18 protein-coding genes, 2 tRNA genes, 1 pseudogene and 1 riboswitch are annotated in these 23,927 nt (G+C 58.2%); of the genes and pseudogenes, 7 read left to right on the top strand and 14 right to left on the bottom strand.

The genetic code is table 11. From position 1 onward, the window contains the following. The 5 genes and pseudogenes from ACWI8T_RS02685 to nrdG form a co-directional block, all read right to left on the bottom strand. Window positions 1-840, bottom strand: a pseudogene (locus tag ACWI8T_RS02685) (ABC transporter permease); the annotation flags it as partial. 6 nt (window positions 841-846) lie between these two features. Beyond that, window positions 847-1,626 (bottom strand): ABC transporter ATP-binding protein, encoded by a 780-nt coding sequence (locus tag ACWI8T_RS02680; RefSeq protein WP_449137852.1) that lies wholly within the window; start codon window positions 1,624-1,626, stop codon window positions 847-849. 78 nt (window positions 1,627-1,704) lie between these two features. After that, window positions 1,705-5,196: a thiol reductant ABC exporter subunit CydC gene (gene cydC, locus ACWI8T_RS02675; protein ID WP_449137851.1), complete on the bottom strand. Its 3,492-nt coding sequence runs from the start codon at window positions 5,194-5,196 to the stop codon at window positions 1,705-1,707. A gap of 174 nt (window positions 5,197-5,370) precedes the next feature. Beyond that, entirely contained in the window at window positions 5,371-5,904 is a 534-nt protein-coding gene (locus tag ACWI8T_RS02670) for an adenine phosphoribosyltransferase (RefSeq protein WP_302853161.1), read from the bottom strand. 142 nt (window positions 5,905-6,046) lie between these two features. Next, window positions 6,047-6,655, bottom strand: coding sequence for an anaerobic ribonucleoside-triphosphate reductase activating protein (gene nrdG / locus ACWI8T_RS02665; protein WP_302887003.1), 609 nt, complete (start codon window positions 6,653-6,655; stop codon window positions 6,047-6,049). Window positions 6,656-7,022: 367 nt separating this feature from the next. After that, window positions 7,023-7,108: riboswitch (NiCo riboswitch) on the top strand. A gap of 85 nt (window positions 7,109-7,193) precedes the next feature. Between nrdG and ACWI8T_RS02660 the strand changes: the two genes are divergently transcribed. Beyond that, window positions 7,194-8,105 carry a cation diffusion facilitator family transporter gene (locus tag ACWI8T_RS02660; protein WP_449137850.1) on the top strand — a complete coding sequence of 304 codons (912 nt, stop codon included), beginning with the start codon at window positions 7,194-7,196 and terminating at the stop codon, window positions 8,103-8,105. 134 nt (window positions 8,106-8,239) lie between these two features. Here the strand turns inward: ACWI8T_RS02660 and nrdD are convergent, their stop codons facing one another. After that, on the bottom strand, window positions 8,240-10,462 hold the full coding sequence (gene nrdD, locus ACWI8T_RS02655; RefSeq protein ID WP_114615114.1) for an anaerobic ribonucleoside-triphosphate reductase: 2,223 nt from the start codon (window positions 10,460-10,462) through the stop codon (window positions 8,240-8,242). Between the two features lie 672 nt (window positions 10,463-11,134). Here nrdD and ACWI8T_RS02650 point away from each other — a divergent pair. Further along, the gene (locus tag ACWI8T_RS02650) at window positions 11,135-12,052 is read left to right on the top strand and encodes a MarR family transcriptional regulator (RefSeq protein WP_114615116.1); all 918 of its coding nucleotides are present in this window, start codon (window positions 11,135-11,137) and stop codon (window positions 12,050-12,052) included. Window positions 12,053-12,231: 179 nt separating this feature from the next. On the opposite strand, the gene ACWI8T_RS02645 is transcribed toward ACWI8T_RS02650, so the two are convergent. The 3 genes from ACWI8T_RS02645 to ACWI8T_RS02635 form a co-directional block, all read right to left on the bottom strand. Continuing rightward, a tRNA-Gly gene (locus tag ACWI8T_RS02645) sits at window positions 12,232-12,305 on the bottom strand. 3 nt (window positions 12,306-12,308) lie between these two features. Further along, window positions 12,309-12,385 (bottom strand) — tRNA-Pro (locus tag ACWI8T_RS02640). 58 nt (window positions 12,386-12,443) lie between these two features. Beyond that, the gene (locus ACWI8T_RS02635; RefSeq protein WP_449137849.1) at window positions 12,444-13,097 is read right to left on the bottom strand and encodes an HAD family hydrolase; all 654 of its coding nucleotides are present in this window, start codon (window positions 13,095-13,097) and stop codon (window positions 12,444-12,446) included. Window positions 13,098-13,340: 243 nt separating this feature from the next. On the opposite strand from ACWI8T_RS02635, the gene dtd reads away from it, so the two are divergent. Further along, entirely contained in the window at window positions 13,341-13,787 is a 447-nt protein-coding gene (gene dtd / locus ACWI8T_RS02630) for a D-aminoacyl-tRNA deacylase (protein WP_114615118.1), read from the top strand. Window positions 13,788-14,046: 259 nt separating this feature from the next. Here the strand turns inward: dtd and trpS are convergent, their stop codons facing one another. After that, window positions 14,047-15,096, bottom strand: a complete 1,050-nt coding sequence (trpS, locus tag ACWI8T_RS02625; RefSeq protein WP_123218939.1) for a tryptophan--tRNA ligase — start codon at window positions 15,094-15,096, stop codon at window positions 14,047-14,049. A gap of 152 nt (window positions 15,097-15,248) precedes the next feature. Between trpS and ACWI8T_RS02620 the strand changes: the two genes are divergently transcribed. Then, window positions 15,249-15,884 carry an IMPACT family protein gene (locus ACWI8T_RS02620; protein WP_449137848.1) on the top strand — a complete coding sequence of 212 codons (636 nt, stop codon included), beginning with the start codon at window positions 15,249-15,251 and terminating at the stop codon, window positions 15,882-15,884. An 88-nt stretch (window positions 15,885-15,972) separates the two neighbouring features. Here the strand turns inward: ACWI8T_RS02620 and ACWI8T_RS02615 are convergent, their stop codons facing one another. From ACWI8T_RS02615 to metA, 4 genes are all read right to left on the bottom strand, one after another. Next, the gene (locus tag ACWI8T_RS02615) at window positions 15,973-17,835 is read right to left on the bottom strand and encodes an ABC-F family ATP-binding cassette domain-containing protein (protein WP_449137847.1); all 1,863 of its coding nucleotides are present in this window, start codon (window positions 17,833-17,835) and stop codon (window positions 15,973-15,975) included. 21 nt (window positions 17,836-17,856) lie between these two features. Next, entirely contained in the window at window positions 17,857-19,182 is a 1,326-nt protein-coding gene (locus tag ACWI8T_RS02610) for a molybdopterin-binding protein (RefSeq protein ID WP_449137846.1), read from the bottom strand. A gap of 162 nt (window positions 19,183-19,344) precedes the next feature. Then, a complete protein-coding gene (locus tag ACWI8T_RS02605; RefSeq protein ID WP_287538525.1) occupies window positions 19,345-19,782 on the bottom strand; it encodes an acyl-CoA thioesterase in 438 nt (145 codons plus the stop codon). A gap of 292 nt (window positions 19,783-20,074) precedes the next feature. Further along, window positions 20,075-20,989, bottom strand: coding sequence for a homoserine O-acetyltransferase MetA (gene metA, locus ACWI8T_RS02600; RefSeq protein ID WP_114615123.1), 915 nt, complete (start codon window positions 20,987-20,989; stop codon window positions 20,075-20,077). A 353-nt stretch (window positions 20,990-21,342) separates the two neighbouring features. Between metA and ACWI8T_RS02595 the strand changes: the two genes are divergently transcribed. From ACWI8T_RS02595 to ACWI8T_RS02585, 3 genes are all read left to right on the top strand, one after another. Beyond that, window positions 21,343-22,620 carry an O-acetylhomoserine aminocarboxypropyltransferase/cysteine synthase family protein gene (locus ACWI8T_RS02595; RefSeq protein ID WP_449137845.1) on the top strand — a complete coding sequence of 426 codons (1,278 nt, stop codon included), beginning with the start codon at window positions 21,343-21,345 and terminating at the stop codon, window positions 22,618-22,620. A gap of 83 nt (window positions 22,621-22,703) precedes the next feature. Then, window positions 22,704-23,201 carry a helix-turn-helix domain-containing protein gene (locus ACWI8T_RS02590; protein ID WP_245910543.1) on the top strand — a complete coding sequence of 166 codons (498 nt, stop codon included), beginning with the start codon at window positions 22,704-22,706 and terminating at the stop codon, window positions 23,199-23,201. After that, window positions 23,198-23,927 (top strand): IS3 family transposase (locus ACWI8T_RS02585; RefSeq protein ID WP_449137844.1); only part of this gene is annotated, 730 nt, incomplete at its 3' end. The genes ACWI8T_RS02590 and ACWI8T_RS02585, both read left to right, overlap by 4 nt.

Here is a 23,927-nt window from a genome sequence, read left to right as displayed (position 1 = left end):
CACGATGATGATATACAGCAGCGTCGTCCACATCGCCGAGTCGCCCGACACGTCGTCTTTGGCATACCCAATGCCTTGGTTTGAGTCGACATCGGTCAAATCGGTCACGTTCGCATGGGCGTCAGAAAGCGCGCTCACCATGTCTTTTTCGATATCGACGCGGTCGGCCACGGAAAGGTCACGGTCGGCGAAGCGATATGAATAGGTATAGCTCGGCAGAAAACCCGTATTCTCGAGTGCCTTGAATCCCTCGGACGACACTTCGGCCACGCCAAACGAAAGCGTATTCACCGTGAAATCGGAATTGCTCTGGAAAAGAGCCTGGTTGTCGGCCAGCGTCATAATGCCCACCACGTGGAACTCAACGCCGTTGAGCGCGACCGTGTCGCCCATGGATACATCGTTGTTCGTTGCAAACACACGATCAATGGCGATTTCGTCTGCTGCCTGGGGCTCGCCACCTTGCGCATACGCGGCCAAATCGACCTGCGTGCGATGCTCGAACGTGCGCACCGTGCAGTTGCGGGCGTTATCGCCCTGCGTTTTCTCGAAGCTCGCATCGAAGGAATAGTTCTTGTACAGCTCAATGCCGTCAGAATCGGACGCAGCATCGCGCACGGCATCGAGCTGCTCATCGGTCGCCTCGAACGCCGTGGTGAAGCGGCCGTCTTCAATACTGTAGGTTTCGGGCATATCGTCGATGATGACCGAAATGGAATGGGCGGCGAGCAGAAATCCCGAAGTGAGCGCGATGCTCACGGCCATGAGCAGAAATATGCCGAGGTATTTTCCAATATTGTGGACAAGCTCGCGCGGAAGTCGTTTGATTAGGGGACTCATGACGGCCTACCAAACAAGCTCTGCGGCGGACACGGGAGTGGCGTTCGTCTCGTTTTCAACAAGCACACCGTCGCGAAGGCGCAAAACGCGGTTCGCCATGTGGGAGATGGCGTCATTGTGGGTCACAATGACGACGGTGCAGCCATAATCGCGATTTACCTGCTCCATAAGGGCGAGGATTTCCTTCGAGGTTTTGTAGTCGAGCGCGCCTGTGGGCTCGTCGCACAAAAGCAAGCCAGGGTTTTTCACGAGCGCGCGTCCGATGGCGCAACGCTGTTGCTGGCCGCCCGAAACCTGCCGGGGAAATTTCGCGCGATGCTCGTAGAGGCCCAGTGATTTCAGAAGATCGTCGATAGGAAGCGGGTTTTTTGAAAGATGCGCCGTGACCTCGATATTCTCCCGAATCGTGAGGTCGGGTACCAGATTATAGAATTGGAACACGAAGCCAAGCTCGCTTCGGCGATATTCGCCAAGCGCCTTCTTGCCGAGACTCGTGATAGCGGTGCCGCCCACTTCGATAGTGCCCCCATCAGCCGCTTCAAGACCGCCGATAAGGTTCAAAAACGTCGATTTGCCCGAACCCGAGGGGCCGAGCAGCACGCAAATCTCGCCGCGCGCGATTTCCACGTCAATGCCGCGCAGCACTTCCATACGCGCCGCGCCTTCGCCATAGCCTTTCACAAGGCCGCGCGTTACCAAATAGGACGAGCCCGCATTCGCATGCGAGGCGCCCTCGTCCAATGCGCATCCCGCCCGCATAGCCGCATCCATAACTTCATCAGGCATAAAAGTACCTTCCTAGTAGTTTCTGTTAGGTTACTTTTATACCACCGAGCCGTTTTGTTAGCAATTGGTTACTTTGACCTACGAAACACGCCCGTGTTCGACCGAATACGTCACATCGGCGATGGCCGCGGCGCTTGGACGATGGCTTACGAGCAGCACCGTTTTGCCCGCACGATTGTCGGAAAGCGCGCGCAGCACCGCAGCCTCGTTGAGCGCGTCGAGGTTGCTCGTAGGCTCATCGAGCAAAACGAACGGGGCATCGTGCAAGAACATGCGCGCAAGGCCCAATCGCTGGCGCTCGCCTCCCGAAAGGGCGTCGCCCAGCTCGCCCACCTGTGTATCGAGCCCAGCGGGAAGCCTGCGCACGAAATTGGCGATCGACGCCTTTTCGCACGCCGCCATGATCTCGTCGTCACGTGCGCCAGGCTTCGCAAACGCCAAATTATCGCGCACCGTTCCGGCAAACAAATGCGTCTCCTGCGTCATGAAGCCCTCGACCTCGCGCAAACTCGCAGTGTTCACGCAACGAACGTCGTGCCCCGACACCTCGATTGCACCGCGATCGACATCCCAGAAGCGCATGAAGAGCTTAAGCAAGGTCGATTTGCCCGAGCCCGAACGTCCCGCAATTTGCACGACCTGGCCAGGCTCAACATGCAATTCGATATCGGAGAGCACCTTCGCATCTCCATACGAGAAATCGACATGGCTTGCAACGGCGCCCTCAAACCCCTCAAGCGCCACGCCGCCTTCGACTTCTTCGGTTTGAGGACACTCATCGAGCACATCGAGCACGCGTGCGCCCGAAGCGAGCGTTTGCTGCAACGTGGAGCCCAAATTCGCCACGGCGATAACCGGCCCGAACGACGACATGAGCGCCGCGCACGCCACAACGGCGCATCCGAAATCGAGCATGCCGTAATTCACCAGGTGCATTGACGCGAGCAGCATGCCCATATCGAGCGCCAATACCGCAGCGCCCGTCGCCGCCATGGCGATCGCCGTGCGCCCCTTCAGGCGTGCCTCAACACGAATGAGACTATCCATGCGATTCGACAATTCCTGCGCGCGATCGGCCGCGCGACCAAACTGCAGGGTTTCGCGCAAACCGCGCAGGCTGTCGAGCACGAAGGCATTCATCGAGCCAATGGCGTCACGCACTTCACGCCCGCCCGTACCGCTCGCTTTCGAGGAAACCCACGGCACCGCAATGCCCACAACCGCATACGAGAATGCGACATAGAGCGCCAGCAGCGGCGAAAGCGTTGCAACGAACGCAACCATGCCAAGCGAAACGATAAGCGCGATGGCCGCAGGCGAAAGCGTATGCGCATAGAAAACCTCGAGCAGTTCGACGTCGCTCGTTAAGAGCGAAACCAAATCGCCCTTGTCGCGGCCCTCGAGCTTTGCCGGAGCGAGCGTGCGCATTTTGCCGAAGACCTTATCGCGCACGAGCGCGAGAATCTTGAATGCGAGATAGTGGTTGCACAGCTGCTCGCCGTAGCGAAGCGGACCGCGCACCACGCCGCACACCGCCACCGCCACGCACGCCGCGCCCACAGGAATCGCAGCCCAAACGCCTGCAGCATCGAGCAGGCCATACGCCGCAAACACCGTAAGGAAAATCGCCGCAACGAAACCGAGCACGCCCAAAAGAATCGCGAGCGCCATAACGGGCAGAAGCGGGCGCGTAAGGCCCACAAGCCTCGCCATGATGCTGAAGTTCGGGCGATGAGGTGGCCTTGAAGCCGCCTCATCGCCCGCATGATGGGAATCCTGCTGCGCGGGCTGAAGCTGCGAATCGGCCTCGCACGCATCGAATTCCTCGATGCCCTCCTGAGCGACACCATGCGCAAAGGCTTCAAGCTGGGACTGTTTTTCCCAAAGCTTCGCATATGCGCCGCCTTGCGCAAGAAGCTGCGCGTGCGTGCCATGCTGCGCAAGTTTTCCCTGTTCAAGCACGTAAATTTCATCAGCATGCTCAAGGGCCGACAACCGGTGCGAAATCATGATGACCGTATGGGCGCCGGCCAGCTCGCGCGCGGCCGAAATAATGGCCGCCTCGCTTTCGGCATCGATATTGCTCGTGGCTTCATCAAAGATGTAGATGGGGGCATCGTGCAACAGGGCACGCGCAAACGCCAACCGCTGACGCTGGCCGCCCGAAAGATTCGCGCCTTCGGCAGCGATTTCCATATCGAGCCCGCCCGACTCGCGCACAAAACCGGCGAGGCGGCATTTCTCGAGGGCCTCCCAAAGTTCATTATCAGCCGCGTTGGGTTTGGCAAGCAGCAAGTTCGAACGCAGCGTGCCCTTGAACACGTAGCTCGAAAACGGCACTGTCGTAATAGTCTCGCGCAACGATTCGGCCGAAATGTCACGCAAATCGATGCCGCCGATGCGAATATCGCCCGTATAACGAGCGTTCGCGCCAGACAAAATGCCGGCGAGCGTTGACTTGCCCGATCCGCTTTCACCCGTTACGCCAATAAAGCTGCCGCATGGCGCCGAAAAATCAACGCCCTCGAGCACCTGGCGCTGCCCATCGTAGGAATAGCCCACGCCACGGCATGCGACGTTCGCACTGCGCGGGTCGACCGCGTGCGTGCCGTCGACGGGCAAGGGCGCGTCGAGAATCGCGTACATTTTCTCAGCGGCGGCCATGCCGTTCATGGCCGTATGGAAAAACGAGCCCAGGGTACGCATAGGAATGAAGAACTCGCTTGATAAGAACACGATGGAGAATGCAGCCGCGAACGTCGCCGCGCCAGCCGAGAATTGCCACAGCACAGCGATGACGCCAATCGCCGCTCCACCGAACGCGAACAGGTCCATAACGGTAATCGAATTCAGCTGCATTGAAAGCAGGCGCATCGTCGCTTTGCGGAAGCCTTCCGCAGCCTCGTTCATTTCCTTATGCTTTTGCGCATCGGCCGAATAGATCTTCAATGTGGTGAGGCCCTGAATAGCCTCGAGGAACATGCTGCCCAAATCGGAGTAGCTGCCCCAATAATTGCGCATGATGCGGCGGGCGATTTTTTGCACGGCCATAATGGACGCCGGAATAAACGGCACGCATACGAGCAGCGCCACGGCGGCAGGAAGAGACAGCGGCGCGAGCGCCACGAACAGCGTAATGGGTGCGATCAGGGCGTAGAACAGCTGGGGCACATACTGGCCGAAATAGCTCTCGAGCTGCTCGGTGCCCTCGACGCTCACTTGCACGGCAACGCTCGTTGCGACGGTTTCGTTATAGGCAGGGCCAAGGGCGACGAGCTTATCGTAAACCTGCTGGCGAATGGCGCATTTCGCCTTAGCGGCCGCGCGCTGCCCCATGCGCTGCGCCATCGTTTGGCACGCCATGCGCACGGCGATCGCCGCAACGGAAGCGGCCATCACGCCAATCGCCATGGCAGCGTCAGCCGCGCCCTCGAACGTGGCCTGCAAAAATAGACCAATCACGATGAACAACGCGATGTTGCACACGAGTGCTATCCACTGGAACAGCACGTTGGCGAGTATATATTTTGCGGCGCCCGGCACCATAGCAAGCAAGCGTTTATCGAACATTTCTCCCCCGTTTTCGCCTTTGCGAACGTCATAAGTTGTACGGGGTTAATAGTAACCCATGCGACACTTTTATGGGAACTTCCGAGAATACCTCCACGGGTTTCCATGCTTGCTGCAGGTCGTCGGAACAAAAAGCGAGGCGCTCAGGCACCGCATTAAGAAACGGCAGCGAAATTAATCCACATGCACGAGCGCGAAGACCTCGGCATCGGTCGCCTTGGCAATAGCCTCGCGGGGGTTCAGGAAATCGAGCTCCATGAGGAATCCCATGCCCGCAAGCTTTGCACCGAACTGCTCGATGAGGTGGGCCTGCGCCACCGCCGTGCCACCCGTGGCAACCAGGTCGTCAACGATAAGCACCACATCGTTTTCGTCGAGCGCGTCGGTATGGATTTCGAGGCTGTCGGTTCCGTATTCAAGCTCATAGCTTTCGCTGCGCACTTCACGCGGCAACTTGCCGGGCTTGCGAGCAGGTACGAAGCCGGCACCCAGGCTGTACGCGACAGGGGCGCCAATCATGAAGCCGCGGGCCTCGGCGCCCACAACCTTGGTAATGCCTGCATCTTTGAAATGGTCGGCGATAGCGTCAATGGTTGCCTTGAAACCTTCTGGCTCCTTCAAAAGCGTCGTGATATCTTTGAAAATGACACCCGGCTCGGGATAATCGGGAATGTCGGTGATGTGGCCTTCAAAATCGTAAGCAGCCATGAATGCCCTTTCTCGCACGGAATATGCAACTGAGCCATTGTAGCGCTCGGTACCGTCGATTGCTTTGCCAACAACACCCATAAAGAACGCGTCATACACAGGTTGGTCGCAAACGGCAAACTATACATCAAGGCGAAACGCACTAACCGTGCTGAAAATACTCAGGCACATCGTCGCGCTTCATGGAATGAGTGGCGTAAACTTCTTCGTCCTGCCACAACGCCACTGCCTGCGACGGCTTCACGCCAGCCGCGTGAGCCGCTTCGCGCGTTGCGTTCATATCGATGACGCGCTGGTTGGACGAGCCGCGAAAGCGCAGCGTAATGTCGTGCAAGTCGTTTTCGAAAGGCCCATCGACCAACACGTCGATGCAATCGAGCAAACGATCGGTGAACTCGGTGAAATGGGGGCCGCCAGGCTCAAGCTCGTCGAGCGTATCGCCCGTAAAGCACCAAATGGCTTTGTTCGGAACCTCGCGCTTCACGCGTTCAACGAATTCGACCAAACCTTCCTGATTTTCAGGCTCCATGGGTTCGCCGCCCAGAATCGTGAGGCCGTCGCAAAATACCGCGCCCAGGCTTTCAATCACTTTGGCCTGCACCGCCTCATCAAACGGCTCGCCCGCATCGAAGCGCCATGCCTCGCCGTTGAAGCAATACGGGCAATGCCTGCGGCACCCTGACACGAACAGCGACGTGCGAACGCCTTCGCCATTCGCGATGTCGAAATATTTGATGGCAGAGTAGTTCATGAAACCCCCTCGCGCGATGGCGCGCGGTCGTGCGATTCCGATAGATTCCGCACGAGCCGAACAGCACTTGATGTGCTGTTCGCGCGAGCCAGGACTTGACCGAAGCGGAAGCGCATGAGCGCGCGCCATCGCGCCCAGCCGTTTCCTTTCCTATACCTTAACAAAGGACCTTCCATCCGAACCAGAAAACCGACAGACGGCCATACTTGAACCGTGACGAACATATGCTCAACTATTCACATATCTCCAGGTCAGACACATTTTCGTCACATTTGCAAGTTATTTGAGACTAACCAGCCGCCACTCGCATACAATAAAGGCGCTCTTTGCACTGCATTGCCCATCGCGCAGCGACGAGGCGAGCTCAACAGCGCAAACTGATCAGGCCGTGGCGCATCGCCATGGAGCCGGGCCATATTTGGCAGCAGACGCACGCGCGCCTGCGGGACAGTAGCTGACCCGCAGGCGCGTTTTCTTTTCTCCCAATTGAAAACGACCCCCGAAGAGCAACGACACGTTCGCAACCAGGAGGTTCATCATGACGCAAGCAACGCAATCTGATTCGTCGCGACAAACGAGCATCGACAAAACTGCCGTCACAAAACAGGTCGCCGCGGTTGGCGTAGGCGGAAACGTAGCACTTTCGGCAATCAAGCTCATCGCAGGCATCATGGGCAATTCCACGGCCATGATCAGCGACGCCATCCATTCGCTTTCCGATGTGTTCGCCACCGCAATCGCGTTCATCGGCGTGCGCCTGGCCGAGCGCGATGCCGACGCGACTCACCCCTATGGCCACGAGCGCTTCGAATGCGTGGCGTCGCTTATGCTGGGCCTTATTTTGGCTGGCACAGGTCTCGCCATTGGGTATTCGAGCATCGAAACCATTGCCACCCGGTCATACGTTTCCGCTAGCGCCCCAACGATTGTCGCGCTCGCGGCAGCCGTCTTGTCCATCGTGGTTAAGGAAGGCATGTTCTGGTATACGCGCCATTGGGCACGCATGCTGAATTCGAGCGCCTTTATGGCCGACGCGTGGCACCACCGCTCCGACGCCATTTCGTCGATCGGCGCGCTTTTGGGCATCGGCGCGAGCATGCTGGGCTTTGCCGCGGGCGACACCATTGCCAGCCTCGCGATTTGCGTCATCATTTTGAAGGTTGCATACGACGTGATGAAAGATGCCCTAAACAATATGACCGACACGCCGTGCGACCACGAATTCGAGCGCAAAATCGGGAATTGCATCGAGGAGGTTCCGGGCGTGGTGCGCATCGATGCGCTGCGCACGCGCAAGTTCGGCAATCGCGTGTATATTGATGCCGAGATCGCCGTCGATGGACAGCTCAAGCTTATAGAGGCCCATGAAATTGCTGAAGCCGCGCATGATGCCGTCGAGGCCGGCTTCGAAGAAGTGAAGCACATCATGATTCACGAAAACCCAGCATAAATGCCACGTTTCGCTGCGAGTGCCGACCGATTCATATGAGATTGGCCGGCCCTCGCAGCGACTCCCTATTTCCCGCAATACGCAAGAAGGGCCGGCCCCGAGGCTGGCCCTTCGTTTATTCAAGCGGCGATACGCTACAGATGAAGCACGCGATCGCGGATTTCTTCGGTGCGGCCCTGGTTCCAGAACTGGGTTCCAATATAGCCGCAGGTGCGACGTGCAACGTTGAGCTTTTCCTGGTCGCGGTTGCCGCAATGCGGACATTCCCACACGAGCTTGCCATCGTCTTCAACAATCTTGATTTCGCCATCAAAGCCGCACACCTGGCAGTAATCGCTCTTGGTATTCAGCTCGGCATACATGATGTTGTCGTAGATGTACTGTATCACGCGAATGACGGCCTTCAGGTTGTCTTGCATGTTGGGCACCTCGACGTAGCTGATAGCTCCGCCAGGGCTCAAGCGCTGGAACTGGCTCTCGAACTTCAACTTGTCGAACGCATCGATTTCCTCGGACACATGCACGTGGTAGCTGTTCGTGATGTAGCCCTTGTCGGTAATGCCCTCGATAACGCCGAAACGACGCTGCAAGCATTTCGCGAACTTGTACGTCGTGGATTCGAGCGGCGTGCCGTACAGCGAGAAGTCGATGTTGCTCGCCTCTTTCCACTCGGTGCACTTGTCGTTCATGTGCTGCATGACCTCGAGCGCGAAGGGAGTGCCTTCCGCCTCGGTGTGGCTGTGGCCGGTCATGTATTTCACGCACTCATACAGACCCGCGTATCCCAGCGAAATGGTGGAATAACCGCCGTAGAGTAGCTTGTCGATGGGCTCGCCCTTGGGCAGACGAGCCAATGCGCCATACTGCCACAAAATAGGCGCCGCATCGGAGAGAGTGCCCTTCAGGCGGTTGTGGCGGCACATAAGGGCTTTGTGGCACAGTTCCAGGCGCTCGTCGAAGATTTCCCAGAACTTCTTCTCGTCGCCCTGCGAGGAGCACGCAACATCGACCAAATTGATGGTGACGACGCCCTGGTTGAAGCGGCCGTAGTACTTCGGCTTGCCCGGCTCGTAGTTGCCCGCGTTGGCCACATTGTCGTAGCCGTTACCCGAACGGTCGGGCGTAAGGAAGCTGCGGCAGCCCATGCAGGTATAGCAATCACCGTTGCCCTCGGTCTCGCCCTTGGAAAGCTTCAGCTCGCGCATCTTCTTCTCGGAAATGTAGTCGGGCACCATGCGCTTGGCCGTGCACTTCGCGGCCAGCTGCGTAAGATAGAAATACGGAGCGTCCTCGGTGATGTTGTCTTCCTCGAGCACATAGATGAGCTTCGGGAACGCCGGGGTAATCCAGACGCCCGCCTCGTTCTTCACACCCTCGTAGCGCTGACGAAGCACTTCTTCGATAATCATGGCCAAGTCGCGCTTCTCTTCGGGAGTGCGCGCCTCGTTGAGGTACATGAACACCGTGACGAACGGAGCCTGGCCGTTGGTAGTCATGAGCGTAACGACCTGGTACTGAATCGTTTGCACACCGCGGCGAATCTCGTCGCGCAGGCGAGCTTCGACCACTTCGTTGATTTTCTCGGACGAGGTCTCAAGGCCCAGCGTGTTGATTTCATCGAGCACCTGGCGGCGAATCTTCTGGCGGCTCACCTCGACGAACGGCGCAAGATGCGTAAGCGAGATGGACTGGCCGCCATACTGGCAGCTCGCGACCTGGGCAATAATCTGGGTGGCGATGTTGCATGCCGTAGAGAAGCTATGCGGGCGCTCGATAAGCGTGCCGGAAATGACGGTGCCGTTCTGCAGCATGTCTTCCAGGTTCACGAGGTCGCAATTGTGCATGTGCTGCGCGAAGTAGTCGGAATCGTGGAAGTGGATAATGCCTTCGTTGTGGGCGGCCACGACTTCAGCAGGCAGCAACAGGCGCATAGTGATGTCTTTGGAAACCTCGCCGGCCATGTAGTCGCGCTGCACGGAATTCACCGTGGGGTTCTTGTTCGAGTTTTCCTGCTTCACTTCTTCGTTGTTGCACTCGATGAGCGACAGGATTTTGTCGTCGGTCGTGTTCGACGTGCGCTTGAGCGTTTGAATGTAGCGATAGATGATGTACTTGCGCGCTACCTCGAAACGGCCAAGCGCCATGATTTGGTTCTCGACCATGTCTTGGATTTCCTCGACCGACACGGTATGGCCGGCGCGGCCGCACAGCCATTCAACGCTGTGGGCAGCGAGGGCAATTTGATCTTCGGTAAGGCGCTCGTGGGGCGCAGCGTCGTTGTTGGCCGCGGTAATCGCGTTCACGATTTTCTGGATGTCGAACGTTACTTCCGAACCGCTGCGCTTGATGATTTTCATCGCATTCCCCAATCAATTCGCCGTCATGTGCCACTTCGTTAAATCGCGCGCATGGACACCCCGTATACGCACGCTATCGGAACCTTCGTCCCGCTCTAAAGACAACATCGCCTGGGTTTTCCCTTGCGAAAACCCAGGTTTCGATGTCTCTATAATAGCTCAAACAGACCACAATATCTTGTGATTGTTATTTGAACTCTGCACAGTATCGTGTTTGTGCAGGTCGGCTCGAATGAAACCGCTCGCAAACGAAAAAACATGCTCGAATTCGGCGATTGGCCTTGAAATTGAGAGCGCAACGTGCGTGGGAGACGCGAGTAAAAGCGAGGCAAAGCAAAGCCGCAGGTGGGGTCGCATACGGCCAAAAAGAGCAGGCACAGCACGCGGCAACGAGGCACCCACGCTCGAAGCAACGCGAAAGCGGAAGGTCGAACGATAGCCGGTTTCAGCCTTTGTCGCAGAGGGCGATTGACGCATTTCTTCCCCACATGTACAAGATATTGGGGCCGCGCCAAAACGGGCCCAGGCGCCTTAGCGCCGGTTTCGATCGGCGAATCCGCGATGTTAACTTCTTGTTGCCAACCGATATCCATCGAAGCGCTTTCGTGCGGTATAGTTCACCTATGAAATAATCAGTTGCACTCACGAACTAATGCATCGAAAGAAGGATCCATGCTTCGCCCGAAATTCGATTCGACGTTCTTTGTGGCGTTCAAACTCACCCACGAGGCGCTCGACGCCGCGCTGAAAAAGGCGAGCGAGCTCAATATCACGCAGTATCGCGTGCTCGTGAAACTGCTCACGGCGGGAACTGCCGGCCTGCCGCAGAAAGACGTGAGCGCGCTGCTCGATTTGAAGCCCAATGTCGTTACCCAGGCCATCAACACGCTTGAAGAACGCGGGCTCGCCCTGCGCGCAAACGGCGCAACTGACAAACGCTTTCGCCGCGCTCGTGCCACCTCCGCCGGCGGCGAGCATGCGGCGCACGTGAATGCGGCAATCGTCGAGGAGCTCTACGACCTGTTCCCGACCGATAATGCCGCCTGGCGTAAGATTTTGGAGGCGTCCATCGCCGCCGGCGCTGACATTGACCCGCCGCTCTCTCCCGATTTCGCTGAGAAATATCCGGCGTCGCGCACGCTCGTTTCCATTGAGCTGGTGCGCTTGGCTATCGAGCGCGGCCTGAAAGAGACCTGCGGGGCGCCGCTTTCCGACTGCCTAGTGATGATGCGTCTTGGCGAGGCGACGCGACCCCTGCGCGTCAACGATATCGGCGAATCGCTCGAAATGCCCACGGCAAACGTGACCCGCGCAGTCGACCGGCTCGTGCAACGCGGCTGGGTGAAGCGCATGGGAAGCGAACGCGATCGCAAGGCCGTCTTTGTCGTGCCCACCGAAGATGGGGAATTCCAGGAACGCATTATCAGCGAAAAATCAAATGAGCTCGCAGAGGAACTTCTTTGGAGCAAGCTTACGCCAGCCGACCAGGAAGCCATCGGCGATGTGGGATCGGTGGTTATCGACGGCTTGCGCCGACGCCGCGCCGAAGAGCGCAACGTGGGTTTTGCCGACTTGCGACCGATCGACTAGGGACTAAACGAAAAGGGACGTAACCGAAAAGCTGAGTTATGCAGAACCCCTATTGGGGTATCGGCGGAAGCGATTGAAAAGCTTTCTGAGCTTGGTCCCAATTTGGTCCCCACGTGGCGCACATTTTGGGGCACAAACAAAAAGGCCAGAGCACATAAGGCTCTGACCTGGCGTTTTAATGGAGCGGGTGACGGGAATCGAACCCGCGTTAGAAGCTTGGAAGGCTTCAGTTCTACCATTGAACCACACCCGCATATGGTCGGGACGACAGGATTCGAACCTGCGACATCCTGCTCCCAAAGCAGGCGCGCTACCAAACTGCGCCACGTCCCGTCGACCGTTCAGCTTGGCTATTATAACAAAGCGAGGCGTATGTTCAAGAAAATTTCGTTTAATTCGAAAGCGCTTGAATCGCCGCCGAAAATTCAGCCACCTCGTGAATAATTTCTGTCGGGTTCTCAACCACAAGTTTTTCCTCGGGAAACATGCCCCACGTAACCGCAAGGGTCTTGCAGCCGGCAGCATTGCCCGCCGCGATGTCAAACGGGGAATCGCCCACATAGACGCATTCCTCGGGCTGCGCGCCCATACGCTCGCAGCCCAGCAGAATCGGCGCCGGATCGGGCTTATGTTTCGCGCAATCGTCGGCGTCGATAAGGCACCCGAGATACGGAGCCGCCCCAACCACCTGAAGCCCACGCCATGCGAGCGCATGCATTTTCGAGGTCACCACGCCCATCTCGAAGCCCTCCGCACGAAGAGCCGCCAATTCGTCGACAATTCCCGGAAACGCCCTTATGAGCTGGTCGTGCGTTGCTTCATTATGGGAACGATATGCCTTCAGCAAGCGCTGCTGCTCTTCAGCATTGCGCGCGAAGTCGAGCATTTGCGTCGCGAGAGGCTGGCCAACCTTCGCCATATATTCCGCCTCGGAAAACTGCTTTCCCAGTACTTCTTGCGTGGCGTGTTTGAAACTTTCGAGAATCATGTTGTAGGTATCGACAAGCGTGCCATCGTTGTCGAGCAAAATCGTGGTTAGCGCCACCGTATCTTCTTTCTAATCGCGTTGCTTTCTTCTAAATGAATCGGTATCCAAGCGAATCGACCCTCGCCGCCGTGGAAACCCCAACGTACTTCCCTTCGCCTCGCAACGACAGTTCTGCCATTGCCGTGCCCGCGCGTCCACAAGGCCGCATGCACCGGCGCGATGCCGTATTATTGCACCACCATATACGAACCATCGCCGCCGCGCGTGTACGTGGCGAGCTTTCCGCGATAGGAGCATGACATGAGGGCTTTGGTACAGCGCGCCACGCGCGCAAGCGTGACGGTTGAGGGCGAAACGATTGGCGCCATCAACGACGGATTCCTGATTCTGCTCGGCGTCGGACATGAAGATACCGAAGCGCAAGCCGACAAGTTGTGGAGCAAGATTTCGAAAATGCGCATTTTCGAGGACGAGAACGGCAAGACCAACCTAAGCCTTGCGGATGTGCACGGCGAAGTGCTCGTAGTGAGCCAATTCACGCTCTACGCGAACTGCAAGCGCGGCAACCGTCCGTCGTTTACCGATGCAGGCGCACCCGATGAAGCAAATCGCCTTTACGAGTACTTCGCAAGCCTCGTCGCGCGCGATTTGGGCCACGTGGAAACAGGTTCGTTCGGCGCGATGATGCAAGTCGAGCTCGTCAATGACGGCCCATTCACCATTTGGCTCGATACCGATACGCTGTAAAGCAAAGCTTGCTCGCCGCCTCTCTCACCCGCGCTACAAGCGCATAAGGCGCACGGCATGCAGGTAGCGCCTGTCAACAACACGGGATGACAAGCGTCAAACAACGAATCGAGCAAGACATGCGGCTTCTGCCAAACGGCGTCACCCGCATTCACGCGCGCTGCGCGGATGGCGCCCACAACCCAAAAAGAAAGGAGCCAATCGGCTCCTTTCTTTGCTTCGCAATCATTTTCGCCGTGAACACGGGGCGCTTTTTCGCCTAGTACACCATGCCCATGGCTTCTTGCACTTCACCAAGCGTTTTCTCGGCAACTTCGTTTGCACGACGATTGCCCTCATGCAGCACGTCTTTCACGTAATCGAGATCGGCCTCGAACTGGTGACGGCGCTCGCGAATGGGCTCGAAGTAGTTATTCACGGCCTCAGTCGTGTATTTCTTCAGCTGGCCCGAACCGCCCATGCCGATTTCCTCGGCGATTTCCGCAGCATCGCGACCAGTGCAAATCGCCGCCGTAGAAAGCAGGCCCGACACGCCAGGACGATTCTCGGGGTCGAACGTGATCATGCGCTCGGAGTCGGTCTGGCTCTTCTTGATGCGCTTGGCGGTTTCTTCGGCCGTCATGGAAATGGAAATGGCATTGCCGTAGCTCTTCGACATCTTGCGACCGTCGAGGCCTGGAAGCAGCGGCACGTCAGAGAGCAGTGCGTCGACCTCGGGGAACACCTTGCCATAGCGGTTGTTGAAACGACGGGCAATGGTGCGCGTGAGCTCGATGTGGGGCAGCTGGTCGCGACCGACCGGCACCACATTGCCCTTGCAGAACAGAATGTCGCATGCCTGATGGACGGGATAGGTGAGCAGAAGGCCCGTGAGCTCGTGGCCCGACGCCTCCATCTCGGCCTTCACTGTGGGGTTGCGCTGCAGCTCGGCCTCGCTCACAAGCGAGAGGAAAGGCAGCATGAGCTGGTTGCACGCAGGCACTGCGGAGTGGCAGTAAATCATGGTCTTGTTCGGATCGAGGCCGCACGCCAAGTAATCCATAACCATGTTGTACACGTTGTCCTGAATATGCTCGGTAGTGTCGCGGTCGGTAATAACCTGGTAGTCGGCAATGAGCACATTGGTGCGGCAGCCTTTTTCCTGCAGCTCGACACGGCCTTTCAGCGTGCCGAAATAGTGGCCCAAATGCAGGCGGCCCGTGGGGCGGTCGCCCGTGAGCATGGTGTATTTCTCGGGATGGACCTCGAGATCGGCTGCAATTTCGTCACTGCGCTTCGATGCCGCTTCGTAGCTTCCTTCGTTGGCCATAATGGGCCCTTTCTATTCACGATTAATAAAAACGATTTATCAGCGAGTCGCGCGCTGGAAGCATCGCGACCCTATCTCGAACTTTGCTATGGTACCACGACTTTCCCTGGCAAAAACGGCAAGGGTCGCTCCACCATGGTATAGTTGCAGGCATGAATTCTTACACCACCATTGACGGACGTGCCGTCGCAGAAATCGAAGAGAAGAAGAGCCGCTTCATCGCAAGCCTCGCACACGTCGAGACTGAAGAAGAAGCGCTCGCGTTCCTTGACGAAATTCGCGTCGCCAACCGCATGGCGCGCCACAATGTGTACGCTTACGTGCTGCGCGAGGGTGGCGCAGGCGCAGCTGGCCGTGTGCGCTACTCAGACGACGGCGAGCCACAGAAAACCGCCGGCATGCCAACGCTTGAAGCGCTGCAACATGCGGGGCTCACCGATGTGATTTGCGTGGTCACTCGCTATTTCGGCGGCGTGCTCCTGGGCACGGGCGGGCTTGTGCGCGCCTACACGGGCGCCACGCAGGCGGGCATCGAAGCCGCAACGAAAGTCGTGGTGTCGAGCTGCGTCGATATTTCCGTACGCATTGAATACCCGCTCTACGACCAAATGTCCCGCATCGCCTCTGACTGCGGCGCAAAAGTGCTCGATACGCAATATGCCGAAGCGGTCACGCTCAAGCTGCGCATGCTCGACGGCACCCAGCAACCCCTGCTCGACAAAATCACCGAGCTGTGCCGAGGCCAAGAACGGGTCGAAGTCAGCGACCCCATCGACGCGATGTTTTAAAAAACCGGCCTTGAGCGAAACCCCTTTCGAGCCAATCTCATAGAACATGAAGCGGCACGGCAGAGGCCTGTCCTTATCGCGTTTTCGCCTACTCCACGCCCAGCGCTTCGGCGAGCTCAAGCCACTCGTCTTCCATAGCTTCTTTTTTCGCCTTCAAGTCATTGAGTTCGGCCTGCAGTTCGCCTAGGCGCACAAAGTCGGTCGGGTCGGCGGCAGCCATCTCGGCCTCTTTCGCCTTCACCTTATCGCCCGCGGTACCCATTTTGCGGTTGATGCTCGCCAGGCGCTTCTTCATCTCGCGAAGCTCCTGGTTCGAATATTTCGGGGCTTCATCGGCACCCGTCGCAGTCGCGGGCGCCTCCTTGCTAACCTGACCAGCAATTTCGGCAAACGAGCGACCGCCCGAGCGCACAGCATCGCGCTCATCGAGAAGCTCGAGGTATTCGTCCACGCCGCGCGGGCAATGGCGCAAGTGGCCGTCTATCAGCGCGAACTGGTCGTCGGTCACGCGCTCCATCAAATAGCGATCATGCGTCACCATGACGAGCGTGCCCGCCCATGTATCGAGCAAATCCTCCAATACGGCAAGCATATCGGTGTCAAGGTCGTTGCCCGGCTCGTCGAGAATGAGCACATTAGGTTCTTCCAGAAGAATGAGCAGCAGCTGCAAACGGCGCTTTTGACCGCCCGACAAATCTTCGATACGCGTATACAAGTGCTTCGACGAAAAGCCGAGACGTTCGAGCAGCTTGGCGGGCGTGGTTTCCTTTCCATCGACCACAATGCGGCTCTTGTGGCGCGAGAGCACCTCGGTCACGCGATATTTTCCCAGCTCGTTCAGTTCATCAAGGCGCTGGGAGAGCACAGCGAACTTCACGGTTTTGCCGATTTTCACAAAGCCCGAGCTCGGACGCAACGAGCCGTCGAGCACCGAAAGCAGCGTGGTTTTGCCGGCGCCGTTTTCGCCCAGAATGCCGTAGCGGTCGCCCGGCCCCACGTGCCAGTCGATATGGTCGAGTACCGTTTTGTCGCCGAATTTCTCGGTGACGTTCGTGAATTCAACCACCTGCTTGCCCAAACGCTGCATGGCCATAGCGCGCAACTCGAGAGTATTGCGCACAGGAGGCTCGCCAGCGATAAGCTCCTCGGCGAGCGCCACGTGAAATTTCGGCTTGGTTGAACGGGCTCGGGCGCCGCGCGAAAGCCACGCAAGCTCTTTGCGCATGAGGTTTTGGCGGCGCTCCTCAGTCACACGCTCGATGCGCTCGCGCTCAACGCGCTGCAGCACATAGGCGGAATAGCCGCCCTCGAACGGCTCGACTTTGCCATCGTGCACTTCCCACATGCCCGTGCATACCTCGTCGAGGAACCAGCGATCGTGCGTGACGCACAAAAGCGCGCCGGAATTACGCTGCCAGCGGCTATTGAGATGCCGCGCAAGCCACGCAATGGCGCGAATGTCCAAGTGGTTGGTGGGCTCGTCCATCATGATGACGTCGTAATCGCCGATAAGCAGACGCGTAAGATCGACCCTTCGTCGCTGGCCGCCCGAAAGCGTTCCGATCTTCGCGTTCCAATCGATGTCGGCGATGAGCTCAGAGATAATCTCACGAATGCGAGGGTCGCTCGCCCACTCGTACTCGGGCGCGTCACCCACCACCGAATAGCCCACCGTTGCGTCGTCGGAAAGCGAATCGGTTTGACCGAGCACGCCGACGGTGAGCCCGCGCGTGCGGCGCACAAGCCCGCCCTCAAGCTCGATTTGCCCGGCGAGCACGCCAAGCAGCGTCGATTTTCCATCACCGTTCTTTCCGACAATGCCGATGCGATCGCCTTCATGCACGCCGAGCGTTACGTCGTCGAGCACAAGCTTTGCGGGAAATTCGAGATGGGCGCCTTCGCACCCCATAAGAAACGCCACCGATGGGTCCTTTCTTTTCGTGTAACCCATCGATGATAGCACGCAAAGGCGCTAATACACCGGACCGATGATCTCAACCTCAAGAAGATCGCCAACCTGCACAGGCGCCGCTCCGCCTCCCGACGGCATCATGAACAGGGCATTCGCGGCATTTGCCGCAGGCGTGCCCCAATGGCCACGCACCGGGCGCACTTCCAGCCGACCCTCGGCAGAAACCGACAAGCTCATGGGCTTGAGCCCGAAGAACACGTCGGTCGGACCCGTGGCCTCTAGGGGGCGGTCTTCCCCAGCAGGCTTCTTTTCTTTCTCGGATTGGATATCGGCAGCGCCGCCGCGGCGAGGGGCGGGCATTTCTTCTACAAGCGTCGCCTTCACGGTGATGGGAGCCGGATTGAGCGAAAGCGCCGCGCGAATAAGCGGCCGCAAATAGAAGCCGAGCGTAACGGCTGCGCCCGCCGACGGGCCCGATATACCCACGATAGGCACGCCATCGACCATGGCGTAGGAGCTATGGTGTCCAGGGCCATGGTTGGTTTGGTGGCATATCATTGTGCCGATGCTCTCCATAACCTCGCACGCCCAGTCGCCCGACCCTTTCGACGAGCCCGCGTTGAGCACGACGATATCGGCCACGGCGCACGCTTCGCGAATCGCAGCCTCGATAGCCGAGGGACTATCGGACACAACCTGCATCGGCACGAATTCGCCGCCCCATGCCTCGGTTTTCATTTTTACAACAAGGGAATTCGTCTCGATGTTTTTGCCCCGTGCGACAAATGCGCTGCCAGGAATTTGAAGCTCGTCGCCCGTAGGGATAAACGCCACGCGCGGTTTCGCAAGAACGGGCACGCTCACGACGTTGCCACCCGCAATGCGAGCTGCCACCTCGGGCGTGATTTGCTCGCCGGCATGGGCCAAAACATCGCCCGCATGCATGCGCGACCCCGCGGGACGGGTGCCCGCGAAACGCTTCGAGGGCGCCGCATCAATTTCAACATGCTGTTCATCTGGAGACACCTTTACGTGCTCAATGACAATCGCCGTATCAAACCCCTCGGGCATAGCGACTCCCGTATTGGCGAAATCCCAGTTCACGCCACGCGTCCAAGCGGACGTATCGGGTATTTTCCCGTCCTCGAAATCGTCGTATCGTACCGCAATGGAGTCAAGCGCGCAGGTAAGGGCGTTCGGAGCGTCGAACTGCGCCTCGACATCGCGCGCGAGCACGCGGCCCGCCGCATCGGCAACCGCAATCCGCTCGACGCGCAAAGACGACTCCCCCGGATTGCCCACAACGTCTGCAAACCCGCTTGCCTCAAGCATTCGGCGTACGGCCTCTTCGCGCGTAAGCTCAATATGGCTGGAATGATCCCTCATGTTCGCCTCTTCCAAATTCGAGAAGCTTGCCACCACGCAGGCGGCAGCAGCTTCGAGGAAAGGTCTTCGCCGCCCAAGGCGACGACCGGCTCCTTATTCCATATCGAATGTCCTCGGTAGAGAATAAAACAAAATCGGCCCCGTAGGGCCGATTGTTTTTGACTATTCCGAAGGCTCAAGCACCTGTTGATACATTTCATACAAACTTGGAAGCTCACGTTTTTGGCTCACCGGCTTGAACGTTTGCTTATCAACGAGCGTAAGCACCGTTTCCCCGACCACGCAGGGCTTTTCGTGCTCAACGTCTTGCCCTTTGCGATAAACCTCACAGGTATACGTGGTTTTAACGGGAGTCACTTTCGTCACTTTCGTGCGAACGAAAGCTGTGTCGCCGTAGCGAAGCGGCGATCCATACTTCAAATGTACGTCAACCACAGGAGACATGAGCCCTTCAGACTCAATGCGCGCATAGGGATACCCGATTTTCTCAAGAAAGTCGGTGCGAGCAACCTCGAAATACAGCAGGTAATTCGCGTGATACACCACGCCCATGGCATCGGTCTCGGCATAGCGCACCGGAATTTCAGTTTCAACAACCATCAAACAACCCTTCAATCGCGTCAGCGTAAACGAATGAGCCAAAAAGTGACAAAAGTTGCGAATCCGGGGGCGTCAAATAGCACTCTGGCATCGATTTCGGCCCTATAGGCCCTTTGGAATACCCAAAATTGGCTCCCACGGCTCTAAAATGCCATAGATACATTGCATTTATGGGTCCCCAGTCGGCCAACGAGGTAGACGATGCCCCCGAATTCGCAACTTTTGTCACTTTTCGCGGGTTTCGTTTACGCAAAGCGGCCGAGAGCACTCCAGCCCCCGGCCGCCTCAAACATTACAACGTGCCCAAGTCGTAAGGCGTAGTCTGATACACATAGTAGTTCAGCCAATTCGTGTAAATAAGCTGGCCCTCAGCACGCCAACTCACAATGGGATCTTGCGAGGGGTCGTCGTTGGGGTAGTAGTTCTTCGGAACCTTGATATCGATACCCTTGGCAACGTCGCGATCGTACTCAAGCTTGAGGGTATCGCGATCGTATTCGGGGTGGCCGAACACAAAGAAGTGCTTGGAATCAGTACTCTTGGCAATCGAGACGCCGCATTCGTCGGAATAAGAGATAACTTCGAGCTTCTGGTTGGCGACGATATCCTCATAGCGCGTTTCGGAGTTGCGCGAGTGCGGCATCATGGAAACATCGTTAAAACCGCGCACCAGAGGAGACGAAGGCTTAATCAGACGATTTTCGAAAACGCCAAAGCACTTCTCGGACAGGTTGTGCTTGGGCACGCCGTAGTGATGGTACAGCGCAGCCTGCGCGCCCCAACACACATGGAGCACGCTGTGAACGTTGGTAAGGCTCCAGTCCATGATCTCAACGAGCTCGGGCCAGTAATCAACGCTCTCGAAGTCGAGGGTCTCAACGGGGGCTCCTGTAATGATCATGCCGTCGTAGCGAAGGTCGCGCACCTGGTCAAACGTGCGATAAAACGTCTCAAGATGATCGGCTGAGACATTTTTTGACTTATGGCTCGCAATACGAAGCAGGTCGACCTCAATTTGCAGCGGGGTGTTCGACAGTTTACGCATAATCTGCGTTTCGGTGACGATTTTGGTGGGCATGAGGTTGAGCAGCAGCACGCGCAGCGGACGAATATCCTGATGCATCGCGCGATGCTCCGTCATGACGAAGATATTCTCCCCCTCCAAAATAGAAGTCGCCGGCAGGGCATCGGGAATTCGAATGGGCATGGCATGCTCCTAACATATATAGGGAAGCGGACGAGCCGCTCGTTAAACCGCCTGTCATTGTAGCGCTATGTTAACCAGGGAAATAAGGCAGAGCGGCATCACGAGCAAGAAAATAGCAACGGCAGCGACCATATAGGCAAGAAATAAGAGAAGGAAGGCGGTCGCTGCCACAGAAGCCCCATACGAACTCGCGATGCCGCAGGTCCGACAACGTCCGCACAGGTTTCCAAGCGATTCATGCGTTCTTTCGTCACCCGATAGAAACACTTAATACCTAAGCGTATTGGGGTTTATACTTTTTCGCACCATACAATGCGCCGTCGAAGGGCGGCACACCTGAAGGAGGCAACGCTATGACCGAACTCGGTACTACATGCGTGCAAGGCGGTTACCATCCCGGCGACGCCGAACCGCGCCAGATCCCCATTTACCAGTCGACCACCTGGAAATATGACACCTCGGAGCACATGGGCAAACTCTTCGACCTAGAAGAGTCGGGCTATTTCTACAGCCGCCTGCAAAACCCCACATGCGACCTCGTTGCCGCAAAAATCGCCGAAATGGAGGGTGGCACGGCAGCCATGCTCACAAGCTCTGGCATGGCGGCAAACTTCTTGGCCATCTTCAATGTCGCCGGCATGGGCGACCACGTGGTGGCGAGCTCGGCCATTTACGGCGGCACGTATAACCTGCTTGCCCACACCATGGGCCGCATGGGCCTGAGCTGCACGTTCGTTGCCCCTGACTGCACCGACGAGGAGCTCGAGGCGGCCTTCCAGCCCAACACCAAGCTCGTGTTCGGCGAAACGATCGCCAACCCCGCGCTCGCCGTACTCGACATCGAGCGATTCGCAAACGCCGCGCATGCACATGGCGTGCCGCTCATGGTCGACAATACCTTCCCCACGCCTGTGAATTGCCGTCCCATCGAATGGGGCGCCGACATCGTGACGCACTCCACCACCAAATACATGGACGGCCACGCAGCCTATCTTGGCGGCGCAATTGTTGACGCCGGCAAATTCGACTGGATGGCGCATGCCGATAAATTCCCCGGCCTTACAACGCCCGACGAAAGCTACCACGGCGTAACATATGCGGAAAAGTTCGGCCTCGAGGGCGCATTCATCACGAAAGCCACCGCTCAACTGATGCGCGACCTGGGCCCCATGCAGAACCCGCAAGCGGCGTTCTTCCTGAACAGCTCGCTGGAAAGCCTGCATGTACGCATGCCCCAGCATTGCAAGAACGGCCTGGCCATGGCGGAATTCTTGAAGAGCCATCCAAAGATCCGCTTCGTAAGCTACCCGGGCCTCGAAGGCGACAAGTATTACGACCTGGCGAAGAAATACATGCCGAATGGCACCTGCGGCGTGGTAAGCTTCGGCTTCACCGGCGGACGCGCGGCGGCCGAACAGTTCATGAAGAGCCTGAAGCTCGCGCAAATCGCCACCCACGTGGCCGACGCCCGCACGTGCTGTCTGCATCCCGCCAATGCCACGCATCGCCAAATGAACGATGCCGAGCTCGAGGCGTGCGGCATCAGCCCCGATATGGTGCGTTTGAGCTGCGGCCTTGAAGCGACCGACGATTTGATTGCCGACGTCGCCCAAGCCCTCGATACCATCTAACGAAGAAAGCGCCGCTGGAATTATGAACTGCCTCCCATTTCTTGGACAAGGAAATAAAAGTCCGAGGAATGGGAGGTTTTCTTATGACCGTATACGGTCAAGGCGTCAGGTCTGCTGCCGCCGACATGTTCGAGAGGGGGCTCGGCCGCGATGCCGTTGCCTGCGCGCTTGGAATCCCGTCTTGCGCCGTGAGAAAATGGCACGAGACGTTTCGCGCCGTCGGACGGGAGGTCCTGCTTGATATGGGAAAGGCGAGGTCATACGACTGGGAGACCAAGGTGGCCGCGGCGAGCGCCGTGGTCGATTCAGGGCGGGCGAAGCCCGAGGTCATGAGGGAATTCGGGATAGCGTCGAAATCGCCGCTGGACTCCTGGTGCCGCAAGTACCGCGAATGCGGGGCCGAGGCGCTCAGGCCCAAGCCCAAGGGCAGGCCGAAGGGGGCCGAAGCCGCCCCGGCGACGCGCGAGCAGCAGCTCGAGCGCGAGGTGAGAAGGCTCGAGGCCCAGGTGGCGTACCTAAAAAAATCGATAGCCCTGAAGGCGGAGCTGGGCTTGCTGCCCGGGCGCGGGCCGAGGCCGTGAGCGAGCTTTCGGGGCGATTCGCGCTTTCCGACCTGCTGGAATGCGCCGGGCTGGCGCGCTCGACCTACTACTACGCGCTGGCGCATCCGAAGAATCCCACCAGGCCCGAGCTGTGGGACGCCGCCAGGGAGATATTCTCCCGCACGCCCAACGGGTGCGGGCACCGCCAGATCGCGATGTGCCTGCGCGCCGAGCGCGGCGCCGTCGTCGCTGACAAGACCGTGCTCAAGATGATGGGCGAGATGGGCCTGCGCTGCGGCATACGGCGAGAGACCGACTACCACAGGTACAACTCGTACAAGGGGGTGGTCGGCGAGACCTTCGAGAACGTGATCGGCCGCGACTTCGCCGCCGACGGCCCGTGGCAGAAGATGGGCACCGACGTCACCGAGTTCAAGTGCTCGTTCGGCAAGGCATACCTCGCGCCGGCCTACGACTTCGGCAGCGGGGAAATCGCCGCCTGGTCGATATCCGAGTCGCCGAACATGGCGCAGCAGGACGAGATGCTCGACATGCTCGTCCCGCTGGTGCCCGCCGGCGCGCATCCGGTGATGCAGTCCGACATGGGCTGGCAATACCAGAGCGCCAGGTACGTGGAAAGGCTGCGCGGCGCGGGCTTCGTGCAGAGCATGTCGCGCAAGGGAAACTGCCTGGACAACGCCTGCACCGAGGGGCTGTTCGGACACATGAAGGATGAATTCTTCCGGGGCCGCGACTGGGACGACT

The sequence above is a fragment of the Slackia sp. genome, assembly GCF_977041755.1.
Note: the sequence above shows the minus strand (reverse complement) of the source record. Positions and strands in the feature narration are given on the sequence as shown.

What these genes read in the sequence shown, in the direction of transcription:
- ACWI8T_RS02680 (WP_449137852.1), bottom strand. Translation starts at nt 1,626, where the DNA reads ATGCCTGATGAAGTTATGGATGCGGCTATGCGGGCGGGATGCGCATTG.
- cydC (WP_449137851.1), bottom strand. Translation starts at nt 5,196, where the DNA reads ATGTTCGATAAACGCTTGCTTGCTATGGTGCCGGGCGCCGCAAAATAT.
- ACWI8T_RS02670 (WP_302853161.1), bottom strand. Translation starts at nt 5,904, where the DNA reads ATGGCTGCTTACGATTTTGAAGGCCACATCACCGACATTCCCGATTAT.
- nrdG (WP_302887003.1), bottom strand. Translation starts at nt 6,655, where the DNA reads ATGAACTACTCTGCCATCAAATATTTCGACATCGCGAATGGCGAAGGC.
- ACWI8T_RS02660 (WP_449137850.1), top strand. Translation starts at nt 7,194, where the DNA reads ATGACGCAAGCAACGCAATCTGATTCGTCGCGACAAACGAGCATCGAC.
- nrdD (WP_114615114.1), bottom strand. Translation starts at nt 10,462, where the DNA reads ATGAAAATCATCAAGCGCAGCGGTTCGGAAGTAACGTTCGACATCCAG.
- ACWI8T_RS02650 (WP_114615116.1), top strand. Translation starts at nt 11,135, where the DNA reads ATGCTTCGCCCGAAATTCGATTCGACGTTCTTTGTGGCGTTCAAACTC.
- dtd (WP_114615118.1), top strand. Translation starts at nt 13,341, where the DNA reads ATGAGGGCTTTGGTACAGCGCGCCACGCGCGCAAGCGTGACGGTTGAG.
- trpS (WP_123218939.1), bottom strand. Translation starts at nt 15,096, where the DNA reads ATGGCCAACGAAGGAAGCTACGAAGCGGCATCGAAGCGCAGTGACGAA.
- ACWI8T_RS02620 (WP_449137848.1), top strand. Translation starts at nt 15,249, where the DNA reads ATGAATTCTTACACCACCATTGACGGACGTGCCGTCGCAGAAATCGAA.
- ACWI8T_RS02615 (WP_449137847.1), bottom strand. Translation starts at nt 17,835, where the DNA reads ATGGGTTACACGAAAAGAAAGGACCCATCGGTGGCGTTTCTTATGGGG.
- ACWI8T_RS02610 (WP_449137846.1), bottom strand. Translation starts at nt 19,182, where the DNA reads ATGAGGGATCATTCCAGCCATATTGAGCTTACGCGCGAAGAGGCCGTA.
- ACWI8T_RS02605 (WP_287538525.1), bottom strand. Translation starts at nt 19,782, where the DNA reads ATGGTTGTTGAAACTGAAATTCCGGTGCGCTATGCCGAGACCGATGCC.
- metA (WP_114615123.1), bottom strand. Translation starts at nt 20,989, where the DNA reads ATGCCCATTCGAATTCCCGATGCCCTGCCGGCGACTTCTATTTTGGAG.
- ACWI8T_RS02595 (WP_449137845.1), top strand. Translation starts at nt 21,343, where the DNA reads ATGACCGAACTCGGTACTACATGCGTGCAAGGCGGTTACCATCCCGGC.
- ACWI8T_RS02590 (WP_245910543.1), top strand. Translation starts at nt 22,704, where the DNA reads ATGACCGTATACGGTCAAGGCGTCAGGTCTGCTGCCGCCGACATGTTC.